Below are 18,733 nucleotides of genomic sequence, written 5' to 3'. Positions count from 1 at the left end.
CAATCCTGCCATGCTCGGGACAGCTCCCGGTTCTAGGTTTCGACGGGAGAAGGCATCACGGAGAAGTGCTGCCGGGCATCTGCAGCAAACTCGGGTCCGCCGCTGCTGGGGAGCCGTCGGCGCCACCAGGGGACGGTTTCGTCTCGTATTGCTGGGCCGGAGTTCAGAACGGCGGCGAAACGGGCATCGATTTCAGCGACAGCATCCGCGAAGACGGCAACTGCAGCGTCTTCGACCGGACCAAGCGAAGTCATTACCTTCTCGATCACGCACCGGACGCTGATGTCGTTTTCGTATTCGTAGATGTTCCCTTGGTACCCGTTCTCGCAGTCCTCCGTGAAGGCCGCCCAAGCCTCCAAGTAGGCAGCCGGTGACCATCCGGACCGTAGACCCTCTTCATTGGTCGCTGCAGCGAAGCGTTCCAGGAAGGTACTCATGATGACACCTTTGGGCCGGTAGTCATGCCCTCCTTTAGCTCGGCACCAACTGAGGCGGCGCTGACCTCGAGTAGCCCAAAATCACCTTCCAAGCGGTAGACGTTGTCTTCGATTGTGAAGGAGTCGATTCCGCCGTAATCGATCTCGTCGTTGGCGTCGATCGGCGGGTTGATGCGGCCCTGACCGCTCCATGAAATTTCTTTGACGCCGCTGAACACTAGGCGGCCTTTTCGGTAGGAGTACTGTTCTCCCGGCAGGGGAGAGGCGTACTGCGGGTGGCCTTCCCGGAGGACAAAGTCGAGCATGATGGAAAACCTGCCCGGGGTGGCCCGGACGTCCAGCACGAAACTGTCCTCCAGGTAGTACTCGGTGAGTGGCTCCAGGTCCCAGTACTGCATCAACAATTTCGCCCCGGCTTTCTGTGGGTGGGCCGGCACCCGGCGTGGCACTTCGGGACATTGCCCATCGGTTGGTCAGTTCTGATCGTGCGACCGAGCCTCATGGTTGAGTCTCGCTCTCAGCAGTCCTGACCGAGATCGCCCTGAAGGCGTACCCGTCCTGCTCAACGGCCTCCCACTCCAACTCCACGTTTTCGCCGGCAGTGAGCGACCGATAGCCGGCAACCTCGACGACACTGAAATGGGCCCAGCACCCGCCGGGAGTCGGTGCGGAGTCGATGACGCCCCATCCGTGTTCGTCGCTCCAGAAACGGACGACCCCTTGAGTTTTCATCGCACCAGTCTAGGTGCGTCGTGAAAGCAGTTTCGGAGCAGGGCAATAGCTGAGTAGCCAACCTGAGCGGACAGCGCACGCTCCGGCATGGGCACCCCTTCCCATGTTCCATGCCCCGCCCACGCTGATAGTTTCGCTCTATCCATTCAGGACTATTTGGGGGAGTAAACATGAAACGCAGAATTGCTGCAGCATTGCTCGGGTTGGGCATCGCCGGATCCACACTCGTCAGCGGTGCAATTCCCGCCCAGGCGGCCACCCTCAGGGTGTACACCTACGAGTCGCTTTCAACATGCAACCAGGCCGCTGAGTACTACGCACAGCGCGGCATCATCGTCCAATACTGCACTGTCATCACCACCGTCAACGGTGTGCCGGTCAAATGGCGTCTGATGTTCAACATGTAGGTACCGTCTGGCCCGTCACTGACTGCCAAGATGCCTTGACAGTAGAGGCGGACAAGCTCACCACGAGCCATGGCACGATATAGCGGCGGGCCAACCGTCCACAGGGCCATGACCGGTCCTCGGAGCATTGTGGTGTCCTTGACGAGCCCGGAGGGGTGGAAGACGGAAGTGACGACCACCCTGACCGCCATCCAGCAGGTCCGTCAAGCGTGCTGACCTCACCGAACTCCGAACCGTGCGATACGCGCGGAAGGCCGGCCTGTCTTGGGCCGAGATCGCCACAGCCCTGGGGGTGACCCGCCAAGCAGCATGGGAACGATGGCATGAAGTCGACGAGACCCTGCCCAAGAATGATGCGTGGGGACCGTTCTCGCTCAACGACGAGGTTCCGGAGCGTTTCCTAGGAACGGGTCGAACGCCGCAAGGCGTTGAAGGCTACGTGTACTAACCCGGTAGCTTGGTGACGCGGCTGGCTGGGGAGGCGCCTTTGAGCGCGGTGTGTGGCCTGGTGTGATTGTAGTGCTCGATGAAACCGGGAAACAGGCTTGCCGGTCGGGTTTTGAGGTGTAAGGCCGGGCGTACGCCCATTCTTCGAGGAGGATGCGGTTGAAGCGTTCGACTTTGCCGTTGGTTTGGGGTCGGTAGGGCCTGGTGCGTTTGTGTCGGATCCCGGCTTCTTTCAGGACCTGGGCGAAGGTCTTGGACCGGTAGCAGGAGCCGTTATCGGTGAGCACCCTTTGGATCTTCACGCCGTGGGCGGCGAACGCGGCAATGGCGTTGCGCATGAAAGCTGAGGCGGTTTCCTTGGTTTCGTCGGGCAGGATTTCGGAGTAGACGTAGCGGGAGTGGCCATCGACGGCATGGTGGATGAACGTGTAACCACGGAGCAGGCCTCTGTTCTTGCGGGTTCCTTCAGCCAGATTCCGGGCCCGGGAGTTGGCCTCCCCGGCCACCCGGCCAAGGCTCTTATGGCCACCGCCATCGGGGATCCTGCCGAGCTTCTTCACGTCGACGTGGATCATTTCCCCGGGCCAGGCGTATTCATAACGGCGTGCGCGTTCTCGGCGGATCCTGATTCCGGTGGCACGGTCCGTGAAGCGCAGCGGTGGGCAGTGATAGCGGTGCAGGATCCGATGGACCGTGGAGATGTTCAAGTGCAGGTGGTAGGCGATCCTGGCCGGTCCCCAGCGCTTGGATGTCCGAAGGCCCACGACGCGATGTTCTGTCCGCACTGAACTGCGGTGCGGGCAGCTCAGCGGTCGGCTGGGACGGTCCTGCATGCCGGCTTCGCCGAGCTCGACATTGCGCTTGGCCCAGCGGGCAGCCGTTGGTACCGAAACGTTGAAGCGTTCAGCGGCCCGCCGCAAAGGTCAGTGGCCATCGACCACGCAGTGGGCGAGTTTTAGGCGGCCGGCAGGGGTAAGGATCGCGTTAGAGTGGGACACGACGACCTCCTGGTTTGTGTGTTTGCTCTCGACAAGCACCACACAACACCCGGAGGTCCTCTTATTGCGTCACATCAATCCGTGTCACCAACCTGCCGGGACACTACAGTTAGGCCTCCAGCACGTACGTCTTCAGGTCATCCAGCGTCTGCTGCATATGGGCGTCCATGGCGAGACGCGAGTCGTTGGGATTGCGTGACTCCAATGCGCCAGCAATTTTCCGATGATGGCCGATCGCGTGTTCCTGGATTTCCGGGAACGCCGAGGTCTCGGTGCGCCTGGCCTCGAGGACCCGGTGCAGCGGCTCAAACAGGACGGCCACGAACACGTTGCCCGAAGCGTGGAGGATCACGTCGTGGAAGGCGAGGTCTGCCTCCACAAAAGCTGCGAGGTCGTTGGCCTCATGGGCTGCCTGCATTTTTTCAACGTGTTCCTTAAGCGCAACCAGCTCGTCGTCTGAGATGCGCTCCGCCGCGAGTTCGCACGCACCGGTTTCGAGCATCCGACGGAGCTCAATGAGCTGGATCGCCGCAGCAGCGTCCTTGGTTCCCTCAGACGCAGCACGCAGCACAGCTTCCAGCGATGCCCACTGGTTCAGGGGATTCACAAAGGTTCCGCGGCCCCGCTCGACGCTCAGGATTCGCTGCGCCTCAAGGGTTTTCATGGCCTCACGCACGGTCATGCGGCTTACCTCGTGCTTGGCGCTGAGCTCCAACTCTCCAGGGACCACCGTTCCAGGCGGAAACTCGCCAGCGATGATCCGGTCCAGCAGCTCATCAGCCACGACGCCGACCAGCGACTTGCGTGCCATGTATCCCCATTTCCTGTACTCCGGACCGCCCGACGCCCCGTGGATCTTCCCCCGGGGCGGGATGGTTGTCAGACATCTTACGCTGGCGGTGGCCAGCTCGTTCTCCAAAATTCATGCAGTGTGTCGGCGCATTCTTGCGGCTGCTCCCAGTGGACGCTGTGACCCGCTCCGGAAATGGCCTTCAGGTGCCGATGTGGGCCGGCATCCACGAAGGCAGCCATTTGGTCGATGGACCGCACACGGTCCGCGGTCCCGGCAATGACCAGCAAGGGCGCGTGGACGCGCCCGGGCACTGAAGGCTCGACGCCGGTCATTGCCGCCAACGCGCTCGCGGCCAGAACCTCGAACGGCGCGTCGAAGCCCTTGCTGAGCTGCTCCATCTCGTCCCCGGCCAGTTCCCCGTACCAAGCGTTCATCAACTTCGCCCTCGTGCCGGCGTCGAAGAATCCCTGCTCCAGCTGCGAGACCAGCAGGTTCTTGAATCCCTCGTTTGGTGGCGCCGGGACCATGCCCACCAAGGTCACTGTGGCAACCAGTTCGGGACGGGCTGCCGCCAAGGTCAAGGAGACGCTTCCGCCCATCGAGTGCCCCACGAGATGCACTGGGCCGGTTCCCCGGGCATCAAGTGCCGCTGCAACCGAGGCTGCTGCGGAGTCCAGCGTCCACTCATGGTGACCGGGTAATTCCTCTCCGGGGTGGTAGCCCGGGAGGTCAAGAATCCAGGCCGGCCTGCCGTCGTCGAGTAGTTTCCCTGCCAGTGGTTCCCAATACACCGAACCCGAAGCCCAGCCATGGATCAGCACCGCCGGGACATCGTCCGCAGCATTCGTGGGCATCCGCACATCAACGAAGGGAAGCGGAACCGCGCTGTCAGCCATGCACCCAGCCTAGTGACGGCGGGCACCTTGCGCAGCGAAGAGCCGTGTGTCACACTAGCATTCAAATGTTAGATGTCTGACATCTTACATTCACTAAACCGCTACACAGATTTCCCACGATGGAGTGCACAGTGACCCTTGAAGCAGACGTTCTGGCCGCCTTCCCGGCGGAAGTCCAGATTCCCGCTCACCTGGTGGCCGACGCCGTAGCAGCGTCCGCAGCCACCACCCCGCGCGTGCTGGTTGTCCTCGACGACGACCCCACGGGAACGCAGTCCGTGGCGGATCTCGCCGTGCTCACCCGCTGGGAGGTGGAGGACTTCACCTGGGCCTTCACCCACATCCGCGAGAACCAGACCAAGCCCGCCGTCTACGTCCTCACCAACACCCGCAGCCTGGACCCGGCCGAAGCCGCAGCGCGCAACGAGGAAATTGTGCGCAACGCCCTGGCCGCAGCAGCCGCCGGCGACGGTACTGGTCCTCGGCTGCGCCTCGGCTTCGTCAGCCGCAGCGACTCCACCCTCCGCGGCCACTACCCGCTGGAACCGGACGTCATCGCAGCCACTGTTGCTGCCCAAACCGGCGAAGCAACCGACGGCGTGGTGATTGTTCCCGCTTTCCCCGACGCCGGCCGCGTCACCATCGGCGGCATCCACTACATGCGCGGCACCGGAGAGGATTCCGGCTCCCTCACTCCCGTTGCCGAGACGGAATTCGCCAAGGACGCGAGCTTCGGCTTCAAGAACTCCGAGATGGCCAAGTATGTGGAGGAGAAGTCGCAGGGCCGGTTCCCGGCCAGCGACGTGATCGTCCTGGACCTGAACATCATCCGCGCCGGAGCCTCCGCGCAGGACCCCACCATCTCCGCCAAAGCCATCGCCGACGCCCTGGAATCCGCCACCAACTCCACGCCGATCGTGGCCGACATCGTCACCGAGAACGACTTCCGCGCCCTGGCTCTTGGCCTCGAGGAAGCCGAACGCCGCGGCAAGAAACTCCTCTACCGCGTGGGCCCGCCGTTCGTCCGCGGCCGCATTGGCCAGGAAATCCGCACCGCGCTGACCTCCGAAGAAGCCTTCGCGGGCAACACCCCGTCCACAGCGGGCGGCTTGATTGTGGTCGGTTCCCATGTGGGTGTCACCACGCGCCAGCTCAATGACCTCACAGCCGCGCATGGCTCGGCCCGGACCATCGAGATCGACGTCGAGAAGCTTCTCGAAGCCGAAGCCGATGCCTATATCGAAACCGTCGTGTCCGACGTCGTCGATGCCCTCCGCCAGGGCGACGTGATCGTCCACACCAGCCGCCTGCTCATCAAAACCGACGACGCCGCAGCGAGCCTGAAGATCGCCCGCACCGTTTCGGCCGCCGTCGTCGCCGTGGTGAACCGGACCTTGAAAACCTTCCCGCCGCGGTTTGTTATCGCCAAGGGCGGCATCACGTCCTCGGACGTCGCCGCACACGGCCTGGAAATCCGCCACGCAATTGTCCGCGGACCCATGCTGCCGGGCATCGTCTCGCTGTGGGAGCCGGTGGACGGCCCCGCCAAGGGCATCCCGTACATCGTCTTCGCGGGCAACGTCGGCGACGACCAATCCCTGACCCAGGTCACCCGCAAGCTCAGCGCCACCTTCTAGAACTCCCGGCCCCAAAAAATTCAATGGAGAACACCATGACCAGCAGCAACTACACCGTCACCGTCCTGGGCCTCGGCGCCATGGGCCTGCCCATGGCAACCCGCCTCGCGTCCGAGCTCACGGTCCACGGCTTCGACATCGCCGAGCCGCGCCTGGAACTCGCGGCAGCAGCAGGCATCAAGACTTTTGCTTCCGCCCGCGAAGCTTCGAATGGCGCTGATGCGCTGCTCCTGGCCGTCCGCAACGGCGAACAGCTCAACGATGTCCTCTTCGGCGAGAACGGCGTGGCCTCGGTCCTGAAGCCGGGCGCCGTCGTGATCCTTGGCAGCACCGTCGGCACGGAAGCAATCCCGGCCACGGTGGAAAAGCTTGCAGAATACGGAGTGGCCCTGGTGGACGCTCCGCTGTCCGGCGGCCCGAAGCGTGCCGGCGAAGGTGACCTGCTGATCGTTGTTGGCGCCGAGCCGGAAGCACTCGGGAAAGCCCGTCCCGCGCTGGAACTGCTGGCCTCCACCCTCAGCATCGTGGGCGACAAGCCCGGCGACGGCCAGGCACTGAAGACCGTCAACCAGCTCCTGTGCGGTGTGCACATCGCTGCCGCTGCCGAGGCCATGGCCCTCGCCGACGCCCTCGGCCTCGACCAGGCCAAGACCCTCGCTGCCCTCGAAGCCGGAGCCGCTGGTTCCTTCATGCTCTCCAACCGCGGCCCGCGCATCCTCGAGGCCTACACCGAAGACGGCGCCGAGGTGCTCAGCCGCCTGGACATCTTCGTCAAGGACATGGGCATCGTGGGCAAAGCCACCCGCGCCGCAGGACTTGCCGCTCCCGTCGCCGCCGCCGCTGAACAGCTTTACCTTCTCGGCCAGGCCCAGGGCCTCGCCGCTGCCGACGACTCCGCCGTCATCAAGGTTGTTGCGCCCTCCAAGCGCACCGCCTAACCACCCCCAACAAAGAACCCGCGACGACGGCGGTCCCCCCTTCGCCGTCGTCGCCACCTCCGCCGGTCTTCTCTAGACTGGTATGTCAAAGGAGACACCCCCAATGAATCCCCTCGTCAACTCGCTGATGGTTCGGGCGGCCGATGCCCCCGCCATCAAGCCCGCAGTGGAGCTGGGAACACCGCTTCTGCTGACCATCGCCGCGGCAGGGATCGCCCTGTTGCTGGTGCTGATCATCCGATTCAAGATCCAGGCTTTCGTTGCCCTGCTGGCCGTCAGCATCCTGGTGGGCGTCGCAGCCCAGATCCCGCTCAAGGACATCTTCACCGTGGTGACCACCGGCGTTGGCAGCACCATGGGTAAGGTCGCTCTGCTGATCGCCCTCGGTGCCATCCTTGGCCGCATGATCGAGGTGTCCGGTGGCGTCCAGTCGCTGGCCACCCACTTCACTGACAAGCTCGGCGCCAAGCGCGTTGCTGTCGCCTTGACGGCGGTGGGCTTCCTGGTGGCCATCCCTGTGTTCTTCGAAGTCGGCGTGATCGTCCTGGTCCCGATCGTCTACGCCTTCGCCAAGATCGCGAATGTCCACCCGATCAAGTTCGGTTTGCCCATGGCCGGCATCATGCTGTCCATCCACGTCGCGGTCCCGCCGCACCCGGGCATCGTGGCCGGTGCCGGCGTCTTCGGCGCGGACATTGGACTCATCACGATGATTTCGCTGATCATCTGCATTCCCCTCGGGTTCCTTTCCTACTGGGTTGCCAGCATCATGAACCGCAAGGATTACGAGCTTCTCCCGGGCGTCAAGCAGCAGGTGGAAGAATTCGGTTCCGAATCCCTGGTCCACGTTGGCCACGACGGCCCGGGCGCCCGTGCCATCGCTCCACCCCGTCCCGGCCTGATCATGTTCCTGATTGCCGCCCCGATCGTCCAGATCCTCCTCGGCACCGTCGGTACGCTGACCATCGCCAAGGACAACTATTGGTACGGCGTGGCCGCGTTCATCGGCAACCCGTTCTTCGCGCTCCTGGTCGCCGTCGCCCTGTCCTTCTTCCTGCTGGCGGTCCGCCGTAACTGGTCCCTCAAGGAAACCGGGGAGATCTTCGAAGGGGCCCTGCCTCCCATCGCCTCCATCCTCATGGTGGTTGCCGCAGGCGGCGTCTTCGGCGAAGTCCTCCGTACGTCTGGCATCGGTGCCGCACTTTCGCACACCCTGGACAGCCTTGGGCTGCCGGTGATCGTGCTCGGCTTCATCATCTCCCTGGCTCTGCGCGCCGCGCAGGGTTCGGCCACCGTCGCCATCGTGACGACCACCGGCCTGCTTACGTCCGCGGTCATGGAGGGTGGCTACTCGCCGGCCCAGATCGCCGTGATCGTGATCGCCATCGGCTTCGGCTCGCTGGGCCTGTCCCACGTGACTGACGCGGGCTTCTGGACCGTTATCCGGTACTACGGCCTCACGGTTTCCGACGGCCTCAAGACCTGGACCGTCCTCACCACCATCCTGGGCCTGGCCGGCTTCGCCCTGACGTACGTCGCCTGGATCCTGGTGGGAGGCCTGGCCCACTGATGCGCACCAAACTCGACCAGCTGGTCACCTCTGCACTGGCCTCCGGCTCCGCCGTTCCGGCCTTCACCTGCTACGACTTCACCACCGCACTGGCTGTTGTTTCGGCTGCGGAGGAAGCCCGGCTTGGAGTCATCCTGCTGGTGGCCCCGAAGACTGCCTCCACTCCGAACGGGCTGCGTCTCATCGCAGCCCTCCGCGGCCTTGCCGATGACGCCGGCGTTCCGGTCTCCGTGCAGCTCGACCATGCCTCGGACCTGCAGGTCATCCGTGATTCCGTGGCTGCCGGTGCGGACGCGGTGTTGGCGGACGGCTCGTCCTTGCCCTACGAGGACAACATCGCCCTGGTCCGCGAAGTCCGTGCCGTGCTGGACGCGCAAGGTGCCTCCGACGTCGTGATCGAAGCGGAGCTTGGCGGCCTTGCGGGGGATGAAGACAAGGCGTTCGGTACCGATGATTCAGCGCACGACGCCGGCGCTTCAGTTGCGGGGCTCACTGACCCGGCGCAGGTGGCGGACTTCGTTGAACGAACCGGCGCGCAACTCCTGGCCGTTGCGGTGGGGAACGTGCACGGCAAGTACAAGGGAGTGCCCAACATCCGCTGGGACGTGCTGCAGGACGTTGCCGCGCGCACCGACGTGCCGCTGGTGCTGCACGGCGCATCGGGAATCCCCGCCAGCGAGCTTGCCAAGGCTTCGTCCCTGCGGGTTGGCAAGGTCAACTTCAATACTGAGCTCCGGACCGGAATCCTCTCGACTCTCGAAGCTGAAACTGCGGCGCACCGCGCGGACGGCGAGAATCTCCAGGGTCTGCTGGCGCGCTGGAACGGTTCGGCCGCGGCATTCGCGGGCGCCACGCTGGAGCTGCTCAGCGCCTGAGTCCCGCCGCATCACCGGCACTGTACGTCAGGGAGGCTAGGATCAAACCATGATCCTGGCCTCCCTGATTTTTGCCCTCTTTGCGGCATTGCTGCACGTGTATATCTTCACCATGGAGTCCATCACATGGACCAAGCCCAAGACCTGGAAAACGTTCAGCATCACTTCCCAGGCCGACGCGGAAACTACCAAGCCGCTCGCGTACAACCAGGGTTTCTATAACCTGTTCCTCGCCATTGGTGCACTGATTGGCATCATCGCCGTCTGGGCTGGGTCACCCCAGGTCGGCTGGACCCTTGTCTTCAGCAGCTGCGGTTCCATGCTCCTGGCAGCCTTGGTGCTCGCAGCGAGCGGCAAAAAGTATCTCCGGGCAGCGACGCTGCAAGGCACCACTCCGCTGCTCGCGGTCGTGCTCGGGGTGCTGGCGATAACGCTGGGCTAGTGCTCCGGGGGACCGGCCTGCGCTGCGGCTTCGTCCATCCAGAGGACTTCCCAGTGGTGGCCGTCCAGGTCGCGGAATGCCCGGCTGTACATGAAGCCAAGATCCTGGGCGTCGTACGTTTCGGATCCGCCGGCCTCAAGGGCCTTGCTGGCCAGAGCGTCCACGGATTCGCGGCTGTCGGCTGAAATGGCGACGATTGCCGCCGTCGAGTTCTTAGTATCTGCGATGGGCTGTTTGGTGAACTGGCTGAATTTGTCGTGGGTCAGGAGCATGGCGTAAATGGTGTCGCTGAAGACCACGCAGGCGGCTGTCTCGTCGGTGAAGTTCGGGTTGATGGAGTAACCAAGTGCTGTGTAAAAGGCCTTGGAGGCCTCGAGCTCGCTGACGGGCAGGTTGACGAAAATGGACGTAGTCATGCGTCTGATCCTGCCGGTGTTTTTGCGCCCCGTCCAGACCCCAAACACCAGTTGTGGATTCCGCTAAGGTGCTTCCCTCCACAGCGGAAGGGGCACCACGGACAAACTGCGTCCGCTTCCATCAAGCAGGTGGCCCAAGCGCTTGTAGGTTCGGACTACCGCCTGCCGGGAGATCACTGTGCTGCCCGGTGCGCGCTCTGCCAGTTCCCGTTCGAACGCCTGGGCCTCCAAGTAGTCGCGCACCCACAAGGTGACCACCAGATTTTGCGTGCCCAGCACTTGGGCACAAAGACGACAGTTGCTTTGTGCCGCGAAATAGCGGCCCACTTCGTCAACGAATTGCGCCGGGATGTTGAGCATGAGCGTGACCTCCCGCAGGCCCCTGTTCGCTGCAGTAGAGGCATCGCACCTCAGCGTGACGTAGCCGGACGCCAGAAACCGCTCCACCCGGCGTCGTGCTGTTTGCGGTGAAACGCCACAGGCGACGCCCAGGTCGGCCCAACTGGCGCGGCCGTCCTTGGCGAGTTCCTCCAGCAGCGCGGCGTCCAATCGATCGAATGAGTAGCCTGCGGGCGCGGCCTTGGACTGCGACGAGACCTGTCGAGCGCGAGCGGGTTCCAGCGTTCCACTGCGCCATTCAGAGGCCTGCCGGTACAGCTTGGTGACGAAAACGACCTCGCGGTGCGTAACCCCCGGAAGCTTCGGAAAGGAGTCGGTGACAATGTCCATCAGTTCGTCGTGGCTCGACGCGAAGCAATCAATGAACACATCGTGCGAGCCGCTGACCATCGAAACCGTGCCGAAGGCCGGCTCCGCGCACAGCCGTTGGATCAGTGCCTCGGTTTCGCCGGGCAATGACGAGAGTTGGATGAAAGCGGACCAACCTGCGTTGAGGTAGCGCTGCCCGGGAGACGGTGTGATCCATGCCAGCCGGTCCCCGGCCAGGGCTTGCCAGCGCCGCGCAACGGTTGGGCCGGACAGCCCCAGCGCATCCGCCACCCGGCTCCATTCCGCACGCGGATTGATCTGGAGTGCATTGAGGATTTCCAGGTCCAACTCGGTGATCATGGATGATTCGTTCAATATTCGCTGCCTCGTGTTGTTTTCAAACAATCTGGAGGTCAGTGTAATCGACCGCCCTAACGTTGTGACTCGCATCACCACCAGCGAATCCGGCTGAACCAACCGGCACAACACCAAGGAAACACATGGCAAGCAACACAGCACCTCCTGCGGCAGCGGCCACCACCCGCAGGGCCATAGCGGGCATGATCCTGGCAATGGCGCTCATCGAGTCGCTCAGTGGCGTCACCCAGGGGTACTTGAACCCCATCCTGCCCGCGCTGGGACCGGTCTTTGAGATTGACGACCCCACCATCAACGGCATTTTCCTCATCTCCAACGTCAGCTTCGCTGTCCTGACCCCCATCATTTCCAGGCTCGGCGACAGCTACGGTTACCGCCTTGTGCTCCGTTGGTCCACCGGTGTGGTGACTGTCGGCGTGCTGCTCATGGCGTTGTGGCCATCGCTGTGGACAGTGACCCTGGGCGTCGTCATGCTCACCTGCGTGGTGGGCTTCATCCCCCTGATGATGGGAATCCTCCGCGTTACGAGCCCCGCCGACACCCGCACGGGTGTCAGCGTCATGATCGGCATGCTCATGATCATGGTGGGTGCTGGTGGCTTGCTCGCCGGGATTGTTGGCGTCACGGATCCCACCCTGGGGTTCTGGGTCGCTGTGCCATTCGCGGTGATCGCCTTGGTTTGTTCCTTCTTACTGCCCGACGCGGGGATCCCGACTCGTGAGGGCATCGCCCTGGCCCCGCTGTTGGCGTGTTCGCTCGGTCTCATAGCCTTTGTTGTAGCGCTCTCCATGGCTCCTGAATGGGGATGGCTGGACGTCCGCACGCTGGGGGCCGGCTTGCTGGGACTGGCACTGCTGGCCTCTTGGGCCAGGCGCGACTACAGCGGTGGTGCCGGCAGCCGGTTCATGGACCTGCGTATGCTCGCCAATCCCCGGATCCGGGTCATTTCCCTGGCAACGTTCTTCTTCGGCTTTGCCTCCATCAGCTACTTCGGCACCAACGGGATCTTCCTGCATTCCAACCCGGACAAGACCGGCTACGGGTTTGGCCTCAGCCCCCTGATGATTGCGATCGTCCTGGCTTTGGCTTCTGTTCTTTCGCTGGTGTCCTCATTGTTGACGGCACGTGCTTTGCGGCGTTTCGGTGAGCGGGCCACGCTCGTTCTTGCCGGGGTCATGCTCGCAGGCGGATTCCTGGTCATGATGTTCGCCCATGGTTCCTTTGCCGGCTACTGCTTCGGCTTCGCGATGTTCAACCTGAGCCTGGGGATGTACCAGGCGGGAACCCGCTCCCTGTCGGTGGAAGGCGTTCCCTTGGAGGAGACCTCCACGGCCGCGGGGCTCAACGAGCTGGCGTTGTCGGTAGGCATCGCAGTGGGAGCGGCAGTCGTCAAACTGTTGTCATCAGCGTCCGTCGAGTCCGGGCGCATCACCGAAGCCGGGTTGTTGTCTATCTGGGGAACCTTGGCCTTCGCCGCCCTGATCGCTGCAGCGGCCAGCGCCCGCTACCCGAAGCTACAGCCTGCCGGGGTGACCGCATGAACGCCGGGATGGACAGCCTTCACGCAACTCTGGACAGCACAGTGCAGCGCTGGAGGACGGAAATTCTGGACCTCAGCCACGCCATCCACGCTGATCCGGAGCTTGGCGGGGAGGAGTACCGCGCCGTCAAACGCGTACAAGAGTTGCTCCGAAAAGCCGGATTCACTTTCGATGAAGAGCAGCCTGCCCAGCCAACGGCCTTCAGCGCGAGATACGGCAGCGGCGAACTGGTGGTGGCGCTCTGTGTTGAATACGACGCCTTGCCGGACATCGGGCATGCCTGCGGCCACAACGTCAACGCGGCCGGCGCGGTGGGGGCAGCTTTGGCATTGGCCGCTGTGGCCCGGGAGCTGGACATCACCGTCAAGGTGTTGGGGACGCCGGCGGAAGAAACCACCGGAGGCAAAGTGGACCTGATCGAGGAGGGCTTCTTCGACGACGTATCGCTCGCCATGATGGTCCACGCCGGCGCTGCGGATGTAGTGGGTGGCTCCTCGTTGGCGATGTCCATGTGGGAAGCGCTTTTCGAAGGGCGCCCGGCACACGCTGCAGCGGCACCTTCTGAGGGTGTCAACGCCTTGGACGCGCTGGTGGTCGCGCAGCTGGCCATCGCTTTGGCGAGGCAACAACTCCCGGCTGGATCGGTCGTGTCCCTTATCGTCACCGAGGGTGGCAGCGCGGTCAACGTCATCCCTGAGCGGGCACGGGCGAGCGTGGAAATGCGGGCTCCCGGAATCGGCCAGCTGCGTCTGATCCAGGACAAGGTCCGGCGATGCTTGGAAGCCGGCGCCCTCGCGAGCGGTTGCACAGTGCAGGTGACCCCGAAGGGCAACGATTATGCCGAGTTGCGACAGGATCCGTTCCTGTCCCAGGCCTACCGGGAAGCGATGCAGGCCAAGGGAAGGGATGTTGCCTTCAACGCCGATCCTGTGGCTTCCACGGACATGGGCAATGTTTCGCAAGTGGTGCCATCCATCCACCCGGTTGTCGGCTATGACGTACGTGGCGCCGTGCACCACACAGCGGAGTTCGCCGCATTCGGTGCGTCGGCAGGGGCGGACGCGGCAGTCTTGGAAGGGTCGTTCGGGTTGGCGGCAGCGGCAACCGCGGCGGCCCGGGACCCGGAACAGAGGAGGCGGCTGCTCCGGGGTGGGCGGGACAACTAGTCCGGTCCGCTTGCTGGCCCCGGCCCATGACCGGGCGGACAATGGACTCAGCACGCGGGTGCGTGCCTCGTAGGGAGAGCCATGGAGAGGGACACGTATCCTGCGGTCAGCGCAGTAGCGGCTGCGCGAAGGGATCCGGCGATCGATCTTGTCCGTTTCACCTGCCTGCTGGTGGTGGTGGCATGCCACTGCATGATGGTCAGTTCTGTTCTACACAAGGACGGGACGGTCACCACGGAGAACGTCCTCATGGATCAAGGCTGGTTTGTTCCCGTTGCCTGGGCGCTCATGATCGTTCCATTGTTCTTCGTCCTTGGCGGTGTGACGGGGCTGCAGTCGTGGCGGCGGTTGAAGGCCCGCGGCGGTACCGGGTTCGACTTCACCCAGCTTCGGCTCCTGCGCCTGGTCCGTCCTGCCATGGCACTGCTCGCTTTCATGTGGGGAGGGCTGTGGGTGGCGCTGCTGCTTGGTGTCGATCCCCAAGTCATCCAGCTCATGACCGCCGGCGCGGCCATGCCCCTGTGGTTCCTGGCGGCGTATCTCACCGCGCAGCTCAGCGTTCCCCTCATGGCACGGTTTCACCAACGCGCACCGATCCTGACCTTCGCGGCCTTGGTGGTCCTCATCGTCACCGTCGATTCCCTACGCGGCACTCTTCCCGTGCTCGCGTTCAGCAATCTGGTCTTCGTGTGGTGCGCGGTCCAGCAGCTGGGATTCCTCATGGCCGACGGCTTCTTCGAACAGCGCAGCCGCACCTGGCTGGTAGGTGCCGTTGTTTCCAGCAACTTGCTCCTGGGCCTCGTGACCGGCGTGGCTGTCTATCCAGGGAACATGGTGGTCAATATCAACCCGCCCAACCTGTGCCTGCTCTTGCTGGGCATCTCGCAGGCCGCATCACTCCAGCTGCTGAAAAACGTCATTGGTTGGCTCGCAGGAGTTCGCTGGATCCAGTCGATGATTGCTGTCGCCGGGCGCCGATCCATGACCGTCTACCTGTGGCATCTGCCGCTGCTGGTAGGTATGTCAGGGCTGCTGTTGCTCACCAACGTCCCCAAACCCTTGGCCGGGACCGCGGAGTGGTGGTGGGCCCGAATCCCCGTCTTCCTCGCCGTCGTCAGCCTGCTCGTTCCGGTGGTGTGGCTTTTTGGCCGCCTGGAGAACCGTCCGACGGCGGCCAGCCACGCCCGTGGTCCCTCGCGTATCGCTGTGGTGACGGCCGCCGTCGTGGTCTTCATTCCGGTGGCGGACGCAGCGTTCAACGGTTTGACGCTGGCGCTGCTGGGTGGGGGAGCGGCATGCTTTGCCCTTTCAGTCCTTTTGCTTGGCAGGGTTCCGACGCCCGTATTGCCGCCATCGCCCGACGTTAACCTCCTGAAGCGTCAGGAGGGTCAGTCGCCCACGTTGCCAGAGCCAGGTTTAAGTGCCAATCTCGAACCATGACCGAGTACACGGATTCACTGGCAGAGTCTTTTCGCCCTGGCGTCACTACGGTGCGCAATGACAAATTCCACCGCTATGAGCTGCACGTAGACGGCGAACTGGCCGTGATTTCCCAGTTCCTGGACCGGCCCGGTCACATCGATTTCATCCATACCGAAACGAAGCCCCAGTTCAATGGCCAAGGCCTGGCTAAGGTGCTGGCCCATTTTGCTTTGGACGATGTGGTGGCGTCCGGCAAGCGCATCATTCCGCATTGCCCGTACATCGCTGCGTACCTGAAAAAGCACGAAGGCTACGAGCAGGATGTCGACTGGCCCGCCGAGAAGCCGGTGGGCGAACCGGACAACGAGTAGGGCCTAGGCGGGCACCGGCTGCCCGGGGTCCTTACTGCGCCTTCGCGGTTGTTCGGCCCTGTCGGACGGGAACGGCCAGTCCCTCCGCGTACCGCTGAGGGAGACGATTGCGTCGTGCTCATCGGAAACTACCTGGCCGCGGCATGTCGCGCGGACCTGCATTGCGCTGACCAGGCTGCCGCCATGGACGTGGTCGGCGTCCGTAACCAGGTAGGAAAAGCTCCGCATCACGGATTGGCCGGGAGCCAGGCGGCGGATCCGTAAGTCACGCTCGACGGGTTCTGCCGTGTAGGACAGCATCTCCATGCCCTCGTTGGTGAAGGAACGGGGTACAAGCGTCACGTCCCGCAGGTGGCTTGGGGAGTCGTTGGTGATCCACGCTGTGAAGATGACGGTATCGCCCGGAATGGCCACGGGCCTGTCAGCTCCATAGACCAGGGCAACATGTCCCGCATTGATCTTCCTGGCGAGGACGGCCGAGCGGAGGGGCGGCACTACGCGAACGATGGTGTTCTGTTGCTGCGCGGCGTCCTTATGGATGGCACGCATCAGTTTCAGGAAGGGGCGGGGGCGCTGGATGTCCATGGTTCCTCGATTCGCACCAGGGGGATTGGAAGGTCACGTCATATACGTGGGGCGCGAGGCGGAATCGTGATGCGAAAGCAGGAGTTCTCTACAGGCAGGGAACGCTCGATTCAAGTCAAACAGTTTCTGATGTCACACTATTGTTTATGGATCAAGTATTTGCGGTAGGCGCTGATGGGGCGTCACCAACTTTGGCGATGGCCTCCGACAGCGATCCCCAGATCATTTCATTGGTGCGCCAGGGCGTCACGAACGCCTTCGATGTGCTTTATGAGCGGCATGTGAAGGTCGCCCACTACGTGGCCCGTGCCCAATCGGACAACCCCAGCGATGCCGATGACGTCGTCGCCGAGGCTTTTGCCTCCATCTTCCAACTGCTGACAGAAGGCAAGGGGCCCAAGGAGTTCTTCCGGTCCTACCTCCTGACAGTTGTGCGGCGTACCGCCCACGATCGGAACCGCAAGGCCCGCCGCATGCCGGTGGCGGATGATGAGACGCTTCTCGATGTGGCTGTCCTGGATGACGATCCCGTCCTCAGCGACCTCGAGTCGAGCATCATGGCCAAGGCTTTCAAATCATTGCCTGAGCGTTGGCAGGCCGTTCTTTGGCACTTGGACATCGAAGGCCTGAAGCCCGCAGCGGCTGCCCCCTTCGTGGGGCTTACCCCCAACGGTGTTTCGGCATTGGCGCTAAGGGCCCGGGAGGGCCTGCGCCAGGCTTACCTGCAACAGCACATCAGCAATACGGTTGACGAAGCCTGTGACGAATATGCCAGCCAATTGGGGAAGTACGCCCGCAATGCGCTGAAACGGACGTCGAAGGAAAGGGTCGGCAGTCACCTGGAAGGCTGCGCCAAATGCACGGCTTTGTTGCTTGAACTCAATGACGTCCAAAGCGGCATGCGCGCCATCCTGTTCCCGTTGCTCACGGGGATCACTTTCACCCCGGCTGTTGCTGCAGCCATTGGCTTCGGAGGAACGGCTGCAGGCACGGCCACGGGCGCAGGAAGCGCTGCGCCGGGCAACGTCGCCACGCACGCGTTCGGCAGCGTCAGCAAAGTATGGAAGTTGACCGCTGCCATTGTGCTGGGTGTGGTCGCGTTGGCTGCAGCTCTGGCATGGATTCTTCAGCCAGACCCGGCTTCGCAGTCCACTGTCACTTCCGAAGCGACGTCCGACGTCCCGCCGGTGAAGGAATCGGTTCCCACGGCGACGCCCAGTCCCACTGCGTCGCAAGCGCCAGAGCCGGCACCCCAGCAGGCGTCGAGCCCTCCCGTGGAAGCGGCACCGCAGCTTCCCGCCGTCGTGGTTCCTCCGGTGGCGCCGTCGCCGCGAAGTGCCGTCGTAGTCGACTCCGGGACCGTAGTGTCGACGCCCGGAGCCACGGCCTCGACGCCCACGGCGCCCACAACCCAAACGGTTGACGCCGCGTTCTCGGCCTCCCAGGGCTCGATTCCAACGGAACGGGAACTGCAGGTGCAGTTTTCGCTTCAAGGTGAGGGCGTACCGACAAGCGGTGACGTGCTGTTCACCCTTCCGGACCAAGCGACCTTTGTGGCGGGACAGACCGTTGCCCCAGCTGGATGGACATGCGCCAACGATTCTTCGAGCGTCCGCCAGGTTCGTTGCGCCACTGATTCCCTGGCCAACAACGGCCTCGCGTTCACGCTGGGAATTGCCATGCCTGCTTCCGCCGGGAGTGGAACGTTGAACTACCGGTTCACCGGGCAGGGCATCGTCACCAAGAACTTCACCAACACCTTCCACTAGGCGCCTTCCGCGTGGTGCAGGTGACCCGGTTTTCGCTACGCCAGCGGGCTATGACCGGCACTTTCACGAGCCCGCGGTTGGCATTCCAGGCCCGGCAGAACCTGCCCGGGAGTCGCCTGGCCAGAATTTCTTGAATATTTTTTGAAATTTCTCAGATTTTCGCGTCACGAACACGCGACTTCTTCCACTGGAGTACTGGCGAGAA

At 63.3% G+C, this 18,733-nt stretch carries 19 protein-coding genes and 1 pseudogene; 11 read left to right on the top strand and 9 right to left on the bottom strand.

Annotation, left to right across the window (positions count from 1 at the left end):
• Positions 1–32: 32 nt before the first annotated feature.
• From ACSSVG_RS08830 to ACSSVG_RS08820, 3 genes are all read right to left on the bottom strand, one after another.
• Positions 33–437 (bottom strand): hypothetical protein, encoded by a 405-nt coding sequence (locus tag ACSSVG_RS08830; RefSeq protein ID WP_492418472.1) that lies wholly within the window; start codon positions 435–437, stop codon positions 33–35.
• Complete coding sequence (locus ACSSVG_RS08825) at positions 434–835, bottom strand: hypothetical protein (protein ID WP_253465693.1); 402 nt, start codon at positions 833–835, stop codon at positions 434–436. Before ACSSVG_RS08825 ends, ACSSVG_RS08830 begins: the two co-directional genes overlap by 4 nt.
• 100 nt (positions 836–935) lie before the next feature.
• The gene (locus tag ACSSVG_RS08820; protein ID WP_231340806.1) at positions 936–1,169 is read right to left on the bottom strand and encodes a cold shock domain-containing protein; all 234 of its coding nucleotides are present in this window, start codon (positions 1,167–1,169) and stop codon (positions 936–938) included.
• A gap of 170 nt (positions 1,170–1,339) precedes the next feature.
• On the opposite strand from ACSSVG_RS08820, the gene ACSSVG_RS08815 reads away from it, so the two are divergent.
• Positions 1,340–1,576: a hypothetical protein gene (locus ACSSVG_RS08815; RefSeq protein ID WP_231340807.1), complete on the top strand. Its 237-nt coding sequence runs from the start codon at positions 1,340–1,342 to the stop codon at positions 1,574–1,576.
• 444 nt (positions 1,577–2,020) lie between these two features.
• Here ACSSVG_RS08815 and ACSSVG_RS08810 read toward each other — a convergent pair.
• From ACSSVG_RS08810 to ACSSVG_RS08800, 3 genes and pseudogenes are all read right to left on the bottom strand, one after another.
• Positions 2,021–3,021: pseudogene (locus tag ACSSVG_RS08810) on the bottom strand (IS481 family transposase).
• 109 nt (positions 3,022–3,130) lie between these two features.
• The gene (locus ACSSVG_RS08805) at positions 3,131–3,832 is read right to left on the bottom strand and encodes a FadR/GntR family transcriptional regulator (RefSeq protein WP_492418469.1); all 702 of its coding nucleotides are present in this window, start codon (positions 3,830–3,832) and stop codon (positions 3,131–3,133) included.
• A 77-nt stretch (positions 3,833–3,909) separates the two neighbouring features.
• Positions 3,910–4,710 carry an alpha/beta fold hydrolase gene (locus tag ACSSVG_RS08800; protein WP_492418467.1) on the bottom strand — a complete coding sequence of 267 codons (801 nt, stop codon included), beginning with the start codon at positions 4,708–4,710 and terminating at the stop codon, positions 3,910–3,912.
• A gap of 131 nt (positions 4,711–4,841) precedes the next feature.
• On the opposite strand from ACSSVG_RS08800, the gene ACSSVG_RS08795 reads away from it, so the two are divergent.
• The 5 genes from ACSSVG_RS08795 to ACSSVG_RS08775 all read left to right on the top strand — a co-directional run bounded on the left by ACSSVG_RS08795 (position 4,842) and on the right by ACSSVG_RS08775 (position 10,172).
• Positions 4,842–6,347, top strand: a complete 1,506-nt coding sequence (locus ACSSVG_RS08795) for a four-carbon acid sugar kinase family protein (RefSeq protein ID WP_492418465.1) — start codon at positions 4,842–4,844, stop codon at positions 6,345–6,347.
• A gap of 35 nt (positions 6,348–6,382) precedes the next feature.
• Entirely contained in the window at positions 6,383–7,285 is a 903-nt protein-coding gene (locus ACSSVG_RS08790) for an NAD(P)-dependent oxidoreductase (protein ID WP_231340811.1), read from the top strand.
• Between the two features lie 103 nt (positions 7,286–7,388).
• Positions 7,389–8,855, top strand: coding sequence for a GntP family transporter (locus ACSSVG_RS08785; RefSeq protein WP_231340812.1), 1,467 nt, complete (start codon positions 7,389–7,391; stop codon positions 8,853–8,855).
• Positions 8,855–9,730 carry a class II fructose-bisphosphate aldolase gene (locus ACSSVG_RS08780; RefSeq protein ID WP_492418462.1) on the top strand — a complete coding sequence of 292 codons (876 nt, stop codon included), beginning with the start codon at positions 8,855–8,857 and terminating at the stop codon, positions 9,728–9,730. Before ACSSVG_RS08785 ends, ACSSVG_RS08780 begins: the two co-directional genes overlap by 1 nt.
• 49 nt (positions 9,731–9,779) lie before the next feature.
• Complete coding sequence (locus tag ACSSVG_RS08775; protein ID WP_231340814.1) at positions 9,780–10,172, top strand: DUF1304 domain-containing protein; 393 nt, start codon at positions 9,780–9,782, stop codon at positions 10,170–10,172.
• On the opposite strand, the gene ACSSVG_RS08770 is transcribed toward ACSSVG_RS08775, so the two are convergent.
• Positions 10,169–10,588 carry a VOC family protein gene (locus tag ACSSVG_RS08770; protein WP_492418460.1) on the bottom strand — a complete coding sequence of 140 codons (420 nt, stop codon included), beginning with the start codon at positions 10,586–10,588 and terminating at the stop codon, positions 10,169–10,171. The two genes, ACSSVG_RS08775 and ACSSVG_RS08770, sit on opposite strands and share 4 nt — an antisense overlap.
• Positions 10,589–10,651: 63 nt before the next feature.
• Positions 10,652–11,656: an Lrp/AsnC family transcriptional regulator gene (locus tag ACSSVG_RS08765; RefSeq protein WP_492418458.1), complete on the bottom strand. Its 1,005-nt coding sequence runs from the start codon at positions 11,654–11,656 to the stop codon at positions 10,652–10,654.
• 140 nt (positions 11,657–11,796) lie between these two features.
• Here ACSSVG_RS08765 and ACSSVG_RS08760 point away from each other — a divergent pair, with 140 nt between their 5' ends.
• The 4 genes from ACSSVG_RS08760 (at position 11,797) to ACSSVG_RS08745 (ending at position 16,174) form a co-directional block, all read left to right on the top strand.
• Positions 11,797–13,215 carry an MFS transporter gene (locus ACSSVG_RS08760; protein WP_492418456.1) on the top strand — a complete coding sequence of 473 codons (1,419 nt, stop codon included), beginning with the start codon at positions 11,797–11,799 and terminating at the stop codon, positions 13,213–13,215.
• Between the two features lie 8 nt (positions 13,216–13,223).
• Positions 13,224–14,381, top strand: coding sequence for a M20 family metallopeptidase (locus ACSSVG_RS08755; RefSeq protein WP_492418455.1), 1,158 nt, complete (start codon positions 13,224–13,226; stop codon positions 14,379–14,381).
• An 81-nt stretch (positions 14,382–14,462) separates the two neighbouring features.
• A complete protein-coding gene (locus tag ACSSVG_RS08750; RefSeq protein WP_492418453.1) occupies positions 14,463–15,821 on the top strand; it encodes an acyltransferase family protein in 1,359 nt (452 codons plus the stop codon).
• Positions 15,818–16,174 carry a GNAT family N-acetyltransferase gene (locus tag ACSSVG_RS08745; RefSeq protein WP_231340820.1) on the top strand — a complete coding sequence of 119 codons (357 nt, stop codon included), beginning with the start codon at positions 15,818–15,820 and terminating at the stop codon, positions 16,172–16,174. The genes ACSSVG_RS08750 and ACSSVG_RS08745 overlap by 4 nt, the downstream gene beginning before the upstream one ends.
• A 3-nt stretch (positions 16,175–16,177) precedes the next feature.
• Here ACSSVG_RS08745 and ACSSVG_RS08740 read toward each other — a convergent pair whose 3' ends face one another.
• Positions 16,178–16,759 (bottom strand): hypothetical protein, encoded by a 582-nt coding sequence (locus ACSSVG_RS08740; protein WP_231340821.1) that lies wholly within the window; start codon positions 16,757–16,759, stop codon positions 16,178–16,180.
• A gap of 146 nt (positions 16,760–16,905) precedes the next feature.
• Here ACSSVG_RS08740 and ACSSVG_RS08735 point away from each other — a divergent pair, with 146 nt between their 5' ends.
• Positions 16,906–18,528 (top strand): sigma-70 family RNA polymerase sigma factor, encoded by a 1,623-nt coding sequence (locus tag ACSSVG_RS08735; RefSeq protein ID WP_253465718.1) that lies wholly within the window; start codon positions 16,906–16,908, stop codon positions 18,526–18,528.
• Positions 18,529–18,733: the final 205 nt, after the last annotated feature.

It is taken from the genome of Paenarthrobacter sp. E2MeOHC11 (assembly GCF_058744955.1).
Note: the sequence above shows the minus strand (reverse complement) of the source record. Positions and strands in the feature narration are given on the sequence as shown.